Source organism: Streptomyces sp. NPDC029164, from assembly GCF_055563995.1.
The window spans coordinates 1-13,495 of record NZ_JBVHWW010000052.1 but is presented as its reverse complement, the minus strand read 5'-3'; the positions used below and the strand labels follow the sequence as shown (position 1 = coordinate 13,495).

The 13,495-nt window shown below is 72.4% G+C and carries 15 protein-coding genes; 12 read left to right on the top strand and 3 right to left on the bottom strand.

The features are described 5' to 3' along the window. Positions 1–96 precede the first annotated feature (96 nt). The 11 genes from ald to ACZ4VT_RS34320 all read left to right on the top strand — a co-directional run bounded on the left by ald (position 97) and on the right by ACZ4VT_RS34320 (position 11,166). Positions 97–1,212, top strand: coding sequence for an alanine dehydrogenase (gene ald / locus ACZ4VT_RS34370; protein WP_327386192.1), 1,116 nt, complete (start codon positions 97–99; stop codon positions 1,210–1,212). A 368-nt stretch (positions 1,213–1,580) separates the two neighbouring features. Continuing rightward, positions 1,581–2,699 (top strand): ParA family protein, encoded by a 1,119-nt coding sequence (locus ACZ4VT_RS34365; RefSeq protein ID WP_467955315.1) that lies wholly within the window; start codon positions 1,581–1,583, stop codon positions 2,697–2,699. Next, positions 2,684–3,223: a hypothetical protein gene (locus tag ACZ4VT_RS34360; protein ID WP_351298625.1), complete on the top strand. Its 540-nt coding sequence runs from the start codon at positions 2,684–2,686 to the stop codon at positions 3,221–3,223. The genes ACZ4VT_RS34365 and ACZ4VT_RS34360 overlap by 16 nt, the downstream gene beginning before the upstream one ends. 417 nt (positions 3,224–3,640) lie before the next feature. Next, entirely contained in the window at positions 3,641–4,846 is a 1,206-nt protein-coding gene (locus tag ACZ4VT_RS34355) for a segregation and condensation protein A (RefSeq protein WP_467955314.1), read from the top strand. Next, complete coding sequence (gene scpB, locus ACZ4VT_RS34350; RefSeq protein WP_467955313.1) at positions 4,843–5,478, top strand: SMC-Scp complex subunit ScpB; 636 nt, start codon at positions 4,843–4,845, stop codon at positions 5,476–5,478. The genes ACZ4VT_RS34355 and scpB overlap by 4 nt, the downstream gene beginning before the upstream one ends. After that, on the top strand, positions 5,478–6,836 hold the full coding sequence (locus ACZ4VT_RS34345; protein WP_467955312.1) for a pseudouridine synthase: 1,359 nt from the start codon (positions 5,478–5,480) through the stop codon (positions 6,834–6,836). The genes scpB and ACZ4VT_RS34345 overlap by 1 nt, the downstream gene beginning before the upstream one ends. A 151-nt stretch (positions 6,837–6,987) precedes the next feature. Further along, complete coding sequence (pnuC, locus tag ACZ4VT_RS34340; RefSeq protein ID WP_467955311.1) at positions 6,988–7,596, top strand: nicotinamide riboside transporter PnuC; 609 nt, start codon at positions 6,988–6,990, stop codon at positions 7,594–7,596. Beyond that, positions 7,593–8,672, top strand: a complete 1,080-nt coding sequence (locus ACZ4VT_RS34335; RefSeq protein ID WP_467955310.1) for an AAA family ATPase — start codon at positions 7,593–7,595, stop codon at positions 8,670–8,672. Before pnuC ends, ACZ4VT_RS34335 begins: the two co-directional genes overlap by 4 nt. Next, positions 8,669–9,397: an NUDIX hydrolase gene (locus ACZ4VT_RS34330; protein WP_362810376.1), complete on the top strand. Its 729-nt coding sequence runs from the start codon at positions 8,669–8,671 to the stop codon at positions 9,395–9,397. The genes ACZ4VT_RS34335 and ACZ4VT_RS34330 overlap by 4 nt, the downstream gene beginning before the upstream one ends. Further along, positions 9,394–10,404, top strand: coding sequence for an ADP-ribosylglycohydrolase family protein (locus ACZ4VT_RS34325; protein ID WP_467955309.1), 1,011 nt, complete (start codon positions 9,394–9,396; stop codon positions 10,402–10,404). Before ACZ4VT_RS34330 ends, ACZ4VT_RS34325 begins: the two co-directional genes overlap by 4 nt. Before the next feature lie 3 nt (positions 10,405–10,407). Then, a complete protein-coding gene (locus ACZ4VT_RS34320) occupies positions 10,408–11,166 on the top strand; it encodes a nucleotidyltransferase domain-containing protein (protein ID WP_467955308.1) in 759 nt (252 codons plus the stop codon). Here ACZ4VT_RS34320 and ACZ4VT_RS34315 read toward each other — a convergent pair. The 3 genes from ACZ4VT_RS34315 to ACZ4VT_RS34305 all read right to left on the bottom strand — a co-directional run bounded on the left by ACZ4VT_RS34315 (position 11,155) and on the right by ACZ4VT_RS34305 (position 12,762). Then, positions 11,155–11,835 (bottom strand): nucleotidyltransferase domain-containing protein, encoded by a 681-nt coding sequence (locus ACZ4VT_RS34315; RefSeq protein WP_467955307.1) that lies wholly within the window; start codon positions 11,833–11,835, stop codon positions 11,155–11,157. The two genes, ACZ4VT_RS34320 and ACZ4VT_RS34315, sit on opposite strands and share 12 nt — an antisense overlap. Before the next feature lie 28 nt (positions 11,836–11,863). Further along, positions 11,864–12,337, bottom strand: coding sequence for a Rieske (2Fe-2S) protein (locus ACZ4VT_RS34310; protein WP_467955306.1), 474 nt, complete (start codon positions 12,335–12,337; stop codon positions 11,864–11,866). 83 nt (positions 12,338–12,420) lie between these two features. Next, positions 12,421–12,762: a DUF952 domain-containing protein gene (locus tag ACZ4VT_RS34305; RefSeq protein WP_467955305.1), complete on the bottom strand. Its 342-nt coding sequence runs from the start codon at positions 12,760–12,762 to the stop codon at positions 12,421–12,423. A gap of 59 nt (positions 12,763–12,821) precedes the next feature. On the opposite strand from ACZ4VT_RS34305, the gene ACZ4VT_RS34300 reads away from it, so the two are divergent. After that, complete coding sequence (locus ACZ4VT_RS34300) at positions 12,822–13,343, top strand: YidB family protein (protein ID WP_467955304.1); 522 nt, start codon at positions 12,822–12,824, stop codon at positions 13,341–13,343. Positions 13,344–13,495 lie beyond the last annotated feature (152 nt).

Here is a 13,495-nt window from a genome sequence, read left to right as displayed (position 1 = left end):
ACGACATCCCGTGGTGCATCCCGTTGCGCGTTCTTGTGGGCGGGTATGTATGGAAGTGCCCCGAAAAATCCCCTGAGCCAAGGACCGTGATCGACGATGAAGGTCGGCATCCCCCGCGAGGTCAAGAACAACGAGTTCCGGGTCGCCATCACGCCCGCCGGCGTGCATGAGCTGGTCCGCAACGGCCACCAGGTCTTCATCGAGCAGAACGCCGGTGTCGGCTCCTCGATCACGGACGCCGAGTACGTCTCGGCCGGTGCGGAGATCCTCGGCACCGCCGACGAGGTCTGGGCCACCGCCGACCTGCTGCTGAAGGTCAAGGAGCCGATCGCGGAGGAGTACCACCGCCTCCGCAAGGACCAGACCCTCTTCACCTACCTGCACCTGGCGGCCTCCCGCGAGTGCACGGACGCCCTCCTGGAGTCCGGCACCACCGCCATCGCGTACGAGACGGTCGAGCTCGCCAACCGCGCGCTGCCGCTGCTCGCCCCGATGTCCGAGGTCGCGGGCCGGCTTGCCCCGCAGGTCGGCGCCTACCACCTGATGCGCTCGGCCGGCGGCCGCGGCGTCCTCCCGGGCGGTGTCCCCGGCACCCACGCCGGTGAGTGCGTGGTCATCGGCGGCGGCGTCTCCGGCTGGAACGCCGCGCAGATCGCCATCGGCATGGGCTTCCACGTGACCCTGCTCGACCGCGACATCAACAAGCTCCGCGAGGCCGACAAGATCTTCGGTACGAAGATCAAGACGATCGTCTCCAACGCCTACGAGCTCGAGAAGGCCGTCGTCGAGGCCGACCTCGTCATCGGCGCGGTGCTGATCCCGGGTGCGAAGGCCCCGAAGCTGGTCACCAACGAGCTCGTCGCCAAGATGAAGCCCGGAAGTGTACTTGTCGACATTGCGATCGACCAGGGCGGCTGCTTCGAAGACTCCCGTCCGACCACCCACGCCGAGCCGACCTTCCAGGTCCACAACTCGGTCTTCTACTGCGTCGCCAACATGCCGGGCGCGGTGCCGAACACCTCCACCTATGCGCTGACGAACGCCACGCTGCCCTACATCGTGCAGCTCGCGAACCTCGGCTGGGTCGAGGCGCTGCGCCGTGACCCCGCGCTCGGCCTGGGCCTCAACACCCATGACGGCCAGGTCGTTTACGGTCCGGTCGCCGAGGCCCACGGCCTCGAGACCCTCGAGCTGAGCACGCTCCTCGGCTGACGCGTCAACGACTGACGTCAATCTCACGTATCCGGCCGGACCTTGCCCGCAAGGTCCGGCCGGACGCGTTTGCGGGATGCCCCGAGACCCCGCTCAACTCGCCTCGAACGTAACCCTTTAACCCTTTCGCGCACCCGCGAAACTTCGCAGCGACAGCTCGCACGCCCTTGACAGAGTGGTGTTCGGTTGCCGACACATCGTGCCGGGTCCGGCGGATTGTGTTGCCGCTGAGTGGTGACACGCCATAGAGTCGCCAACCGTCGGCATGGTGCCACGCTGACCTATCGATAAGTGTCCTGGTCACGTCCGAGGAGGTAAGACGACTTGTGAATGAGTCGACATTTGCTCCTGGGGGTGGTCGAGCAGGGATGCCCGAGCGGGGCCAAGGCCCCACCGGGCTCGAAGCCGTCGGCTCCGTCGCGGTACGCACCTTCGCAAACCACCAGCACCTGACGACGCCCCAAAAGAGCATGGACGGCCTAGACGTGAACTCCAGGGCCGGCGACCTGAGCGGCGAAAAGCCCACTGGTTTCGCCGACTACGACAATGTGCCCGAAGGGCACTTCTACGACCCCGACGCGGAGTACGAACCGGACCCCGAGTACGCGGCCACCCTCGCCCCCGACGCTGCCCGCCAGCGCCGTGAGCGGATCGGCCCGACCGGACGCCCGCTTCCGTACTTCCCGATCCCGGGTCCGCTGACCGACCACGGTCCGGCGAAGATCATCGCGATGTGCAACCAGAAGGGCGGCGTGGGCAAGACCACGTCGACCATCAACCTGGGTGCCGCGCTCGCCGAGTACGGGCGCCGCGTGCTGCTCGTCGACTTCGACCCGCAGGGCGCGCTGTCCGTGGGCCTCGGCGTGAACCCGATGGAACTCGACCTGACGGTCTACAACCTGCTCATGGAGCGGGGCATGTCGGCCGACGAGGTGCTGCTCAAGACGGCGGTCCCCAACATGGACCTGCTGCCGAGCAACATCGACCTGTCCGCTGCCGAAGTGCAGTTGGTCAGTGAGGTCGCGCGCGAGTCCACCCTGCAGCGGGCCCTGAAGCCCCTGATGGCCGACTACGACTACATCGTGATCGACTGTCAGCCCTCGCTCGGTCTGCTGACCGTGAACGCCCTGACGGCGGCTCACAAGGTCATCGTCCCGCTGGAGTGCGAGTTCTTCGCGCTGCGCGGCGTGGCGCTGCTGACCGAGACCATCGAGAAGGTGCAGGAGCGGCTCAACCCCGAGCTGGAGCTCGACGGCATCCTCGCCACGATGTACGACTCCCGTACGGTGCACAGCCGTGAGGTGCTGGCGCGCGTCGTCGAGGCCTTCGACGACCACGTCTACCACACGGTCATCGGCCGCACGGTGCGCTTCCCGGAGACCACGGTCGCCGGTGAGCCGATCACGACGTACGCGTCCAACTCCGTCGGCGCCGCCGCCTACCGCCAGCTGGCCAGGGAGGTGCTCGCCCGGTGTCACGCCGAGTGAGTCTGCCCGGAGCCGACGAACTGTTCCGCACGACCGGGGGGATGGCGCTCCAGTCGTCCTCGCCGCGGCGCGGGGTCGACGAGGCACCCGTCGCGGAACACTCGGCGAGTTCGGCCGAGGGCACGGCGGGGGAGGGCCGCAGCCGGGAGGCTGAGGCAGGTACGGCGTCCGGCGGGCCCGTCGTGGGGCAGCCGCGACGACCGCAGGAAGGTTCTGTCAGCCCCGCCGGCCCGGCCGGCGGGGCGGTCGCCGCCCCCACGGGCGCCACCCGCCGGGGCAAGGGACAGGGCCGCGGTGCGAACCGGCGGCCCAGCGGCCGTGAACGGCACGACGAGAAGATCACGGTCTACGTCTCCGCCGAGGAGCTCATGGACCTGGAACACGCGCGGCTGGTGCTGCGCGGCGAGCACGGGCTGGCCGTCGACCGGGGCCGCATCGTCCGCGAGGCGGTGGCGGTGGTCCTCGCCGACCTCGAGTCCCGCGGGGACGCCAGCATCCTGGTCCGCCGCCTGCGCGGCCGCTGACGGTTTGGCTGCGCCGCTCCGGCCGGGGTGGCGGTGGCCGGTTGTGCCGGGGTCGGGCGCCGGGTGGCTGCGCCGCTCGGGCCGGATCGGGTGGGCCGGTTGTGCCGGGGTCGGGCGCCGGGTGGCTGCGCCGCTCGGGCCGGATCGGGTGGGCCGGTTGTGCCGGGGCCGGGCGCGCGCCGGGGCGTCTCCTCGGACGCCGAACGTGACGAGGGGTCGGAGAGCTCGGCAGAAGTGCGTTCGGCGCCCTGCGGGGATCACCCCGACACACACCCGACCCCGACCCAACCGGCGGGTGTACCGGTGGGCGCCCCGTCGTCGTCGGCGGATACCGCTGGATGTGCGGGAGAGCGCCTAGGCTGCTCGTGGCTGTTGCCCAGCCTGCCTCGCTGCCCCCTGCGCACCACTTGGACCACGATGCCCCTCCCCGCCGAATCCGGCCGACCGCCCCGGCGAGCGCTGGGGCGCGGCCCCGGCACACCCGAGGCGGCGGACGCAGGAGCGGCCCCCGAAGCGCCTGACGCGCCCCTCGCGCGACCCGCGCCGGCGGACTCGGGCGCGGCCGAAGCGCCTGACGCGGCCGCTGCGAGGCCCGCGCCGGCGGGGGGCGGGGCGGAGCCCCAGGAGCCCCCCGGGCCCCCAGACGGCCCGCCAGGCCCCCAGCAGGCCCACCCCGGCCTGGGCAGGCCCACCCCACTGCCGGCCGACATCCCGCCCGACAGCCCATCCGAAGCCGGCCCCGCCGCAGGCGGTCCGGACGGGAGCAGGGGTGCCGACGCCCCTGCCGCGGCCGGGCCGGACGGGGAAACTGCGGGCCCCGCGGGAGGCGACGGGCGGTTCACGTTGCGGCTCGCCAACTTCGAGGGGCCCTTCGACCTGCTGCTCCAGCTGATCTCGCGGCACAAGCTCGACGTCACCGAGGTCGCGCTGTCCAAGGTCACCGACGAGTTCATGGCCCACATCCGGGCCATGGGGCCGGACTGGGACCTCGACCAGACCACCGAGTTCCTCGTCGTCGCCGCCACCCTCCTCGACCTCAAGGCCGCCCGGCTGCTGCCGGCCGCCGAGGTCGAGGACGAGGCGGACCTCGCCCTCCTGGAGGCCCGGGACCTGCTCTTCGCACGCCTGCTCCAGTACCGCGCGTACAAGCAGATCGCCGAGATCTTCGAGGCGCGGGCCGAGGCCGAGGGCAAGCGCTACCCGAGGACCGTCGGGCTGGAGCCGCACCACGCGGACCTGCTGCCCGAGGTCGTCATCAGCATCGGGCCCGAGGGGTTCGCCCGCCTCGCCGTCAAGGCCATGCAGCCCAAGGCCAAGCCGCAGGTGTACGTGGACCACATCCACGCGCCCCTCGTCAGCGTGCGCGAGCAGGCGGGGCTCGTGGTGCGGATGCTGAAGGCGCGCGGTGAGGCCACCTTCCAGGAGCTCACCGAGGACGCCGGGGACACCCTCACCGTCGTCGCACGCTTCCTGGCCCTCCTGGAGCTCTACCGGGAGAAGGCGGTGGTCCTCGACCAGGAGGAGGCCCTGGGGACGCTCACCGTGCGCTGGAGCGGCGGCGACGGCGACGGCATGCCGACGGTGACCGACGAGTTCGACCAGATCGTGGAGGCGAAGGATTGAGCAGCGAAGCGACGAGCGCGGTGGCCGCGCTGGAGCTGAAGCCGGCGCTGGAAGCCGTGCTCATGGTCGTGGACGAGCCCGCGACCGAGACGCACCTCGCGAAGGTGCTGGAGCGGACCCCGCGCGAGGTCGCGGACGCGCTGCGCGAGCTCGCCGACGAGTACACGGCCGCGCGCAGGGGATTCGAGCTGCGGCTGGTCGCGGGCGGGTGGCGCTTCTACACCCGGGCGGAGTACGCCCCGGCCGTCGAGGGCTTCGTACTGGACGGCCAGCAGGCCCGGCTCACCCAGGCGGCCCTGGAGACCCTCGCCGTCGTCGCGTACCGCCAGCCGGTGAGCCGCTCGCGGGTCTCGGCGGTCCGCGGAGTCAACTGCGACGGGGTCATGCGGACCCTCCTCCAGCGGGGTCTGGTGGAGGAGGCGGGGACGGAACCCGAAACAGGTGCGATCCTATACAGGACGACGAACTACTTTCTGGAGCGGATGGGCCTGCGAGGCCTGGACGAGCTCCCGGAGCTCGCGCCCTTCCTCCCCGAGGCGGACGCGATCGAAGCCGAGACGCAAGAAGGTGTGCCGTCGTTCGATCCGGATGCTCCGGATACCGATGTAGACGACAAGACGACGGACATTTGATGCGAAGCAGCGGCAACGGCAACGGCGGCGGCAACAGGAACAGCGGCGGCGGTGGTGGCGGACGCGGCGGTAACTCCCGCGGCGGCTCCTCCTCCGGCGGCAACTACCGCGGCGGCGGCTCCTCCTCCGGCGGTGGCAGCTCCCGCGGCGGCTCCTCCGGCGGCGGCTCCCGCGGTGGGTCCCCCCGCGGCGGCTCCACCGGAGGCGGCGGCGGTTACCGCGGCGGCAACTCCGGCGGCGGCTACCAGGGCGGCGGCTACCAGGGCGGCGGCGGCTACCAGGGCGGTGGCTCGGACTCCCGCGACCGCGACCAGGCTCCGCCGCCGCGGATCCGCAACCCGCGCCCCGAGGAGCGTCGCTACGACGTGGGCCCCGAGGGTGAGCGCAGCGGCCGCAGCGGTCCCAAGGCCGGCGGCGGCGGTGCCCGTGGCGCGGCGGCGCGCGGCGGTGCCAAGGGCGGCCCCAAGACCTCCAGGACCCCCGGCATCGGCGGGGCCGGCGGCCCGCGCAGCGGCCCCGGCAGCCGCAGCGGCCAGTCCCGCCCCCGCGAGCTGGACGCGCGCATCGAGGAGCGCGTGCGCGACCGGTACGCGGACAAGCCCGTGATCAAGACCCCGAAGACCTTCCCGGGCGCCGAGGAGGAGGGTGAGCGTCTGCAGAAGGTGCTCGCCCGCGCCGGCATGGGCTCGCGCCGCGCCTGCGAGGAGCTCATCGAGCAGGCCCGCGTCGAGGTCAACGGCGAGATCGTGCTGGAGCAGGGCAAGCGCGTCCAGCCGAAGGACGAGATCAAGGTGGACGGCCTGACCGTCGCCACCCAGTCGTACCTGTTCTTCGCGCTGAACAAGCCCGCCGGTGTCGTCTCCACGATGGAGGACCCCGACGGCCGCCAGTGCCTCGGCGACTACGTCACCAACCGTGAGACGCGTCTCTTCCACGTCGGCCGGCTCGACACCGAGACCGAGGGCATCATCCTCCTCACCAACCACGGTGAGCTGGCCCACCGCCTCACGCACCCGAAGTACGGCGTGAAGAAGACCTACGTCGCCGCCATCACCGGCCCCCTGCCGCGTGAGATCGGCAAGCGCCTCAAGGACGGCATCGAGCTGGAGGACGGGTACGCCCGCGCCGACCACTTCCGCGTCGTCGACCAGGTCGGCAAGAACTACCTGGTCGAGGTCACCCTGCACGAGGGCCGCAAGCACATCGTCCGCCGCATGATGGCGGAGGCCGGCTTCCCCGTCGAGAAGCTCGTCCGGACCTCCTTCGGTCCGATCGAGCTCGGCGACCAGAAGTCCGGCTGGCTGCGCCGCCTGACCAACACCGAGGTCGGCATGCTGATGCGCGAGGTCGGTCTGTAGGACGTCAGCACGTCCGTACGCCCGCAGTACGTCCGCTCCTGAGCGGTGGAAGCCCGCAGTGCCCCCGGCGCTGCGGGCTTCTCGCTTGTCCGGCACCCGATCCAGGGTTTATAGTCACCATGACTATTAATGCGGAGTGAGGGGGGCCGGCATGAGCTGGACCATGAACTGGACCGAGGTGCTCGGCTTCGCCACCGGCGCCCTGTGCGTCTGGCTGGTCGCCCGGCAGCACGTCGCCAACTGGCCGATCGGCATCGCCAACAACCTCTTCTTCATCGTGCTCTTCGCCCAGGCCGGCCTCTACGCCGATGCCGGGCTCCAGATCGTCTTCATCGCCCTCGCCGCCTACGGCTGGTGGTCCTGGACCCACGGGGGTGGACCAGGATCCGCCGAGGCCCTTCCGGTGCGCCGCACCACGCGCACCGAATGGGCCGGGCTCGCCGCGGCGGGGGCGGTGACGGTGCTCGCGCTCACGCTGCTGCTGAGCCGGGCCACCGACTCCACCGTCCCCTTCTGGGACGCCCTCACCACCGGGCTCTCGCTCCTCGCCACGTACGGGCAGTGCCGCAAGCTCGTGGAGTCCTGGTGGCTGTGGATCGCCGCCGACCTCGTCTACGTCCCGCTCTACGCGCACAAGGGGCTCTACCTGACCTCCGCGCTCTACGTGGGCTTCCTCGCCCTGTGCGTCGCCGGACTCCTCGGCTGGCGGCGCACGCTGCCCGCGCGGGACGCCCGTACGGCGGCGGAGGCGACGGCATGAAACGCCACGGGCACGGCCTGGTCCTCGGCAAGTTCTACCCGCCGCACGCCGGGCACCACCACCTCGTGCGCACCGCCCAGGACCAGTGCGAACGGCTGACCGTGCTGGTGTGCGCGGCCTCCGTCGAATCGGTCCCGCTCGCCGACCGGGTCGCCTGGATGCGCGAGGCGCACCCCGGGGCCGAGGTCGTCGGCGCGGTCGACGACATCCCGGTCGACCTGCACGACCCGGCGATCTGGGAGGCGCACATGGCGGTCTTCCGCGGCGCGGTCCCCGGGCGGGTGGACGCGGTGTTCACCTCGGAGGAGTACGGGAGCGAGCTCGCCCGGCGGTTCGGCGCCGAGGAGGTCCTCGTGGACCGGGAGCGGACGCTGTTCCCGGTGTCCGGGACGGCGGTGCGCCGGGACCCGGCCGGCTCCTGGGAGTTCCTCGGGCCGGCCGTGCGCGCCGCGCTGACCCGGCGGGTCGTCGTCCTGGGCGCGGAGTCCACCGGGACCACCACGCTGTCGCGGGCCCTGGCGGACCACTACCGCCGGCGAGGCGGCGTCTGGGCCAAGACCGGCTGGGTCGCCGAGTACGGCCGCCGGTACAGCGAGGAGAAGCTGGCGGCGGCCCGAGCGGCCGACCCGGCGGCGTCCTGGGCGGACGTGTCCTTCACCTCGGAGGAGTTCCCGGTCATCGCGCGCCGGCAGGACGCGGACGAGGAGCGGGCCGCCCGGCTCGGCTCCCCGGTGCTGTTCTGCGACACCGACTCCTTCGCCACCGGGATCTGGCACGAGCGGTACATGGGCGGCCGCAACCCCGAGGCCGAGCGGATCGCCGGCCTCACCCGGCGGGACCTGTACCTGCTGACCGACCACGCCGACGTGCCCTTCGAGGACGACGGGCTGCGGGACGGGCCACAGCTCAGGCCCTGGATGACCGGACGGTTCCGGGCGGAACTGGAGCGCACCGGGAGGCGTTTCCTCGTCGTGCGCGGCGACCGGGCGGCCCGGCTGGAAACGGCCGTCGGGGCCGTGGACGGGCTGCTCGCCGAGGGCTGGCACTTCACCGACCCCCTTCCGGAGAACCGATGACCGCCGGCTATGACCCGCACGCCTTCGAGCCGTTCGCGGTGACGGTCGACCTGGCCGTGTTCACCGTCCGTGCCGGGGCCCTGCACGTCCTGCTGATCCGGCGCGGACAGGAGCCGTACGCGGGGGCCTGGGCGCTGCCCGGCGGGTTCGTCCTGCCGCGGGAGTCCGCCGAGACGGCCGCGCGGCGCGAACTGGCCGAGGAGACCGGGCTGCCCGGGGAGGTGGTGGCGGCGCTCCACCTGGAGCAGCTGCGCACCTACAGCGAACCGGACCGGGATCCGCGGATGCGGGTGGTCTCGGTGGCCTTCACGGCCCTCGTCCCGGACCTGCCCGAACCGGCGGCGGAGGGCGGCGGGGACGCTGCGCACGCCCGCTGGCTGGCGGTGGGGGAGGCCTCGGACCTGGCCTTCGACCACGCCGCGATCCTGGCGGACGCGCGGGAGCGGATCGGCTCGAAGCTGGAGTACACCTGCCTGGCCACCGCCTTCTGCCCGCCCGAGTTCACCCTGGGCGAGCTCCGGGCGGTCTACGAGACCGTCTGGGACACCGCCCTCGACCGCCCCAACTTCCGCCGCAAGGTCCTGACGACGCCCGGGTTCGTCGAGGCCGTGCCCGGCGGCGCCCGGCTCACCGGCGGCCGCGGCAAACCGGCCGCCCTCTACCGGCCCGGCCCGGCGACCGCCCTGCACCCCCCTCTGCTCCGACCGGAAGGACCCACTCGATGACGAAGCGAGCCGCGACGGGCGCCCTGATCGGCCTGGCCCTGGGCGACGCCCTCGGCTTCCCGACCGAGTTCAACGACGTGCCCTCGATCCTGGCCAAGACGGGCCCGTGGCGGGAGATGAAGCTCCCCCGCCCGGCGATCGTCACGGACGACACCCAGATGACCCTCGCCCTCGCGCGCGGCATACGCACCGCCGCCGAGCGGGGCCGGGTCGGCCCGCTGCGCCTGGCCCGGCCGGTCCGCGAGGAATTCGTCGACTGGTACCACTCCCCGGAGAACAACCGGGCGCCGGGAAACACCTGCCTCAAGGCCTGCAGCCTCCTGAACCTGCCCGAACGGGACTGGCGGGACGCCAGCCAGCTCGGTTCCAAGGGCTGCGGCGCCAACATGCGCGTGGTCCCGGTCGGGCTGGTGCCCGGCTGGACGGAGGAGGAACGGGCGGGCGCGGCCCAGCTCCAGTCGGCCCTCACCCACGGGCACCCGACGGCCCTCGCCGCCTCCGACCTGACGGCACGGGCCGTGTACCTGCTCGCCACGGGCACCGAGGTGACGGGCCTGGTCGGACGGCTGCGCTCGTACGCCCTGGAGAACCGCACCCGCTACCACGAGCGCTGGCTCGGCGACCTCTGGATGCGGACCGCCTCCGACGCCTCGCCCGAGTCCTTCATGGCACGCGGCTGGGACGAGTGCCTCGAAGTCCTGGAGCGGCTGGCGGCCGCCCTGCGCTCCCCGTCCCCGGAGACCGACCCCTGCCTGACCACCGGCGACGGCTGGATCGCGGAGGAGGCCCTCGCCACCGCCCTCCAGTGCTTCCTCCTCTTCCCCGACGAGCCCCTCCTGGCCCTGCGCCGCGCGGCCTGCACGCGGGGCGACTCGGACTCCATCGCCTGCCTCGCCGGCGCCTTCGCCGGAGCCCGCCTCGGGGCCGACGTGTGGCCCCGGGAGTGGGAGGGCCGCATCGAGTACCGGGACGAGCTCCTGGCCTTCGGCGCCCTCTGGGATGCTTGATCCATGCTGGACGCACTGAGCATCGACCTGACCCCCGTCGTGGCGGAGCAGCCCGACCCGCTGCTCTTCGCCACGGTCTCGGGCGCGCACCTGTACGGCTTCCCGTCCCGGGACTCCGACATCGACCTGCGCGGCGCCCACCTCCTGCCGGCGCAGGCCCTCCTCGGCCTGAGCGAACCGGAGGAGACCCGCACCCGCATGTGGGACCGGGACGACGTGGAGATGGACCTCGTCACGCACGACCTGCGCAAGTTCGTCCGCCTGATGCTGAACCGCAACGGCTACGTCCTGGAGCAGCTGCTCTCCCCGCTCGTGGTCCACACGACACCGGCGCACGAGGAGCTGATCGCGCTGGCCCCGGGCGTGCTGACCTCCCACCACGCCCACCACTACCGGGGGTTCGCCCGCACGCAGTGGCGGCTCTTCGAGAAGGCCGCCGAACTCAAGCCGCTGCTCTACGCGTTCCGGGCGCTGCTCACCGGCGTCCACCTGATGCGGTCGGGCACGGTGCAGGCGCACCTGCCGACCCTGCTGGCCGAGGTGCCCGAGGCGCCCCCGTACCTCGCCGCCCTGATCGAGGCCAAGGTGGCCGCCGAACACGGGAGCTACGAGGGGCCGGCCGTCGGCGGGGTGCGGGCGGACTTCGAGGCGCTGCACGCGGTACTGGACGCCGCGCAGGCCGCCTCCGCGCTGCCCGGGCACGGGTCGGCGTACGAGGCCCTCGACGCGTTCGTCGTACGGCGTCGGACGCTACGCGACTGACGCGCGGCGGGCACGGACCAGGAAGTCCTCGACGCGGGCGTGGTCCGGCTCCGCGGGCAGGGGCGTGGTGGCCAGGGCGGCCTCCGTCTCCGCCTGGAGGCGGGCCATCCAGGCGTCGGCCTCGTCCCAGGTGAGCTCTCCGCGGCGGACGGCGAGGAGACGGTCGCGGTACGGGCCGGCGTCGATGGTCAGGCGGCCCGTGCGCAGGAGGTCGCGGCAGGACAGCAGCAGGCGCAGCAGGTGCATGGCGTGCTTCCAGCGCGGGGCGCCGTGGATGCGGACGTCGGCGACGAGTTTGCCGCGCTGGGAGGCCGCGTACCGGCTGAAGCTGGTGTGGGCCCGGCGGGAGAGGAAGGCCTCGCGCAGCGACAGCAGTTCCTCGCCCACCGGGGTGAGCTCGTCCACCAGGGGCGAGTGCAGACACTCCAGGATGTTCGGGTTGGCCCGCAGCGCGAGTGCGCAGAAGCGCTCCAGCTCCCACGAGAACTCCTCGTCCCGCGGGCCCTCCACGTGCGTGGGGGGCTTCTCGAACCGCCAGAACAGCGGAGCGGGGGCGAGGTAGACACCGCGCCGGTCGGTGTCGCTCGCCTCCGTCGCCAGCCCGAACGCCCGGGACCCCATCACGCACCGGTAGACCGTGTGGTCCCGTACCAGTGCCAGATCGTCCATGGGGCGAGCGTAGGCGCCTGACCTACCGCTATGCGAGCGAGATAGTGCCGTCCGCCGCGACCTTGATCTTCTTCTCCGCCAGCCCCTTGGTGGCGGGCCCCTTGGTCACCGCACCGTCCGCGATGGCGAACTTGCTGTCGTGGCAAGGGCAGTCGATGCTGCCGTTCTCCACCTTGTTGACCAGGCAGCCCTGGTGCGGGCAGACCGCCGTGAAGCAGCGGTAGGAGCCGGCCGTGGGCTGGGTGACCACGAGCTTCTGCTCCTTGAGGATCGTGCCGCCGCCCTTGGGTACGTCCGCCGTCTTGACGAGGACCTCCTTGGCCGCCGAACCGGATTCCGGGGTGGCGGCGCCGGAGGCGGCGGGTGCGGGCGCCGAGGCGTTCGACTCCCCCTGGGGGGTCGTCTCGGCGTCACTGCCGCAGGCGGTCAGCGCACCGCCGGCCAGGGCGGCCGCGCCCGCCGCCAGTACGGTGCGCCGGGCGGTGTGCGTGGGGTCGCTCATGAGTCTCTCCTCGCGTTGTGGCCGGGAAGGGCGTGCAGCATCCTGGCCTGCGGCGAGCTTCAGGTGAAGCTTGCCGCGCCGTTTCATCGGCCCGGTTCCCATGGGGCCAGTGAGGCAGGGGTGCCGGGTGTGCGTACGACCTCCCACACGTGGATCACGGCCTCCCGGTTCAACGGACCGTGGACATGTGGGTAGCGGACGCCCGATTCACCCTCGCGGCGGACCTCCGCGGTCAGGGCGTCCTCGTCGAGCTCCACCGCGAGCAACGTACCCGGCACCTCGCGGTAGTGCGCGTCGGCGATCGCGAGCGCCGTCGGGCGATCGGCCGAACAGTGCACGAAACCCTCCGAGTCCAGCGAGGGCGGTGCGTACGGGAGGTCGGGCGCGGTGGCCCAGTCGGCGAGCGGGACGATGTGGAAGATCATGCGGATCGTTCTACCGCAGCGGCCCGGGGCCCGCGCATCAGGTGGCGACGTGGGGCGGTATGGGTGACATTGTCCGTGTCTTGAAGCCGGGTACGGCGCTGTCCGCGCGGCCCGGTCCCTCTTCGAAAGGCAGGACCATGGCGGGTAACGACCTCGGCTCTCTTCTCGGCAGCCTCCTCGGGGGCGGCGGCGGCCAGGGCGGGAGCGGCGGCGCCGGCAACGTCCTCGGCGCGCTGATCGGCGCGCTCGCCGGCGGTGGCGGAGGCGGCCAGGCGGCTGCCGGCAACGGCGCGAACAACCCGCTCGGCGGCCTGCTGGACATGCTGACCAAGTCCGGCCTCGCCGACCAGGCGCAGTCCTGGATCGGCACCGGCGAGAACAAGCCCGTCAGCGCCGACCAGATCAAGGAGGCGCTGCCGGACGGAGCCCTGCAGAAGGCCGCCGAACAGGCCGGCGTCTCCCCGGAGCAGGCCGCCGACCAGATCGCGCAGGTGCTGCCGCAGGCTGTCGACAAGCTGACCCCGCAGGGGCAGGTGCCGTCCGGCTCGCTGGAGGACATCATCAAGGCGCAGGCGCTCTGACCCTCGGCGACGACAGCCCGGGCCCGGCGGACCGTCCCACCGGACGGACCGCCGGGCCCTCGTGCTGTCTCTCTTGCTCCCCCTGCCGGGGCGGTCCCTCACACCTTCGTCCGCAACCCCGGAAAGCCCACGGGAACACCCACTGTTATCGG

Bases quoted from the DNA above. Each gene is read 5' to 3' on its own strand.
- ald (WP_327386192.1), top strand. From the start codon at position 97: ATGAAGGTCGGCATCCCCCGCGAGGTCAAGAACAACGAGTTCCGGGTC.
- ACZ4VT_RS34365 (WP_467955315.1), top strand. From the start codon at position 1,581: ATGCCCGAGCGGGGCCAAGGCCCCACCGGGCTCGAAGCCGTCGGCTCC.
- ACZ4VT_RS34355 (WP_467955314.1), top strand. From the start codon at position 3,641: ATGCCCCTCCCCGCCGAATCCGGCCGACCGCCCCGGCGAGCGCTGGGG.
- ACZ4VT_RS34345 (WP_467955312.1), top strand. From the start codon at position 5,478: ATGCGAAGCAGCGGCAACGGCAACGGCGGCGGCAACAGGAACAGCGGC.
- pnuC (WP_467955311.1), top strand. From the start codon at position 6,988: ATGAGCTGGACCATGAACTGGACCGAGGTGCTCGGCTTCGCCACCGGC.
- ACZ4VT_RS34335 (WP_467955310.1), top strand. From the start codon at position 7,593: ATGAAACGCCACGGGCACGGCCTGGTCCTCGGCAAGTTCTACCCGCCG.
- ACZ4VT_RS34330 (WP_362810376.1), top strand. From the start codon at position 8,669: ATGACCGCCGGCTATGACCCGCACGCCTTCGAGCCGTTCGCGGTGACG.
- ACZ4VT_RS34325 (WP_467955309.1), top strand. From the start codon at position 9,394: ATGACGAAGCGAGCCGCGACGGGCGCCCTGATCGGCCTGGCCCTGGGC.
- ACZ4VT_RS34320 (WP_467955308.1), top strand. From the start codon at position 10,408: ATGCTGGACGCACTGAGCATCGACCTGACCCCCGTCGTGGCGGAGCAG.
- ACZ4VT_RS34315 (WP_467955307.1), bottom strand. From the start codon at position 11,835: ATGGACGATCTGGCACTGGTACGGGACCACACGGTCTACCGGTGCGTG.
- ACZ4VT_RS34310 (WP_467955306.1), bottom strand. From the start codon at position 12,337: ATGAGCGACCCCACGCACACCGCCCGGCGCACCGTACTGGCGGCGGGC.
- ACZ4VT_RS34305 (WP_467955305.1), bottom strand. From the start codon at position 12,762: ATGATCTTCCACATCGTCCCGCTCGCCGACTGGGCCACCGCGCCCGAC.
- ACZ4VT_RS34300 (WP_467955304.1), top strand. From the start codon at position 12,822: ATGGGTGACATTGTCCGTGTCTTGAAGCCGGGTACGGCGCTGTCCGCG.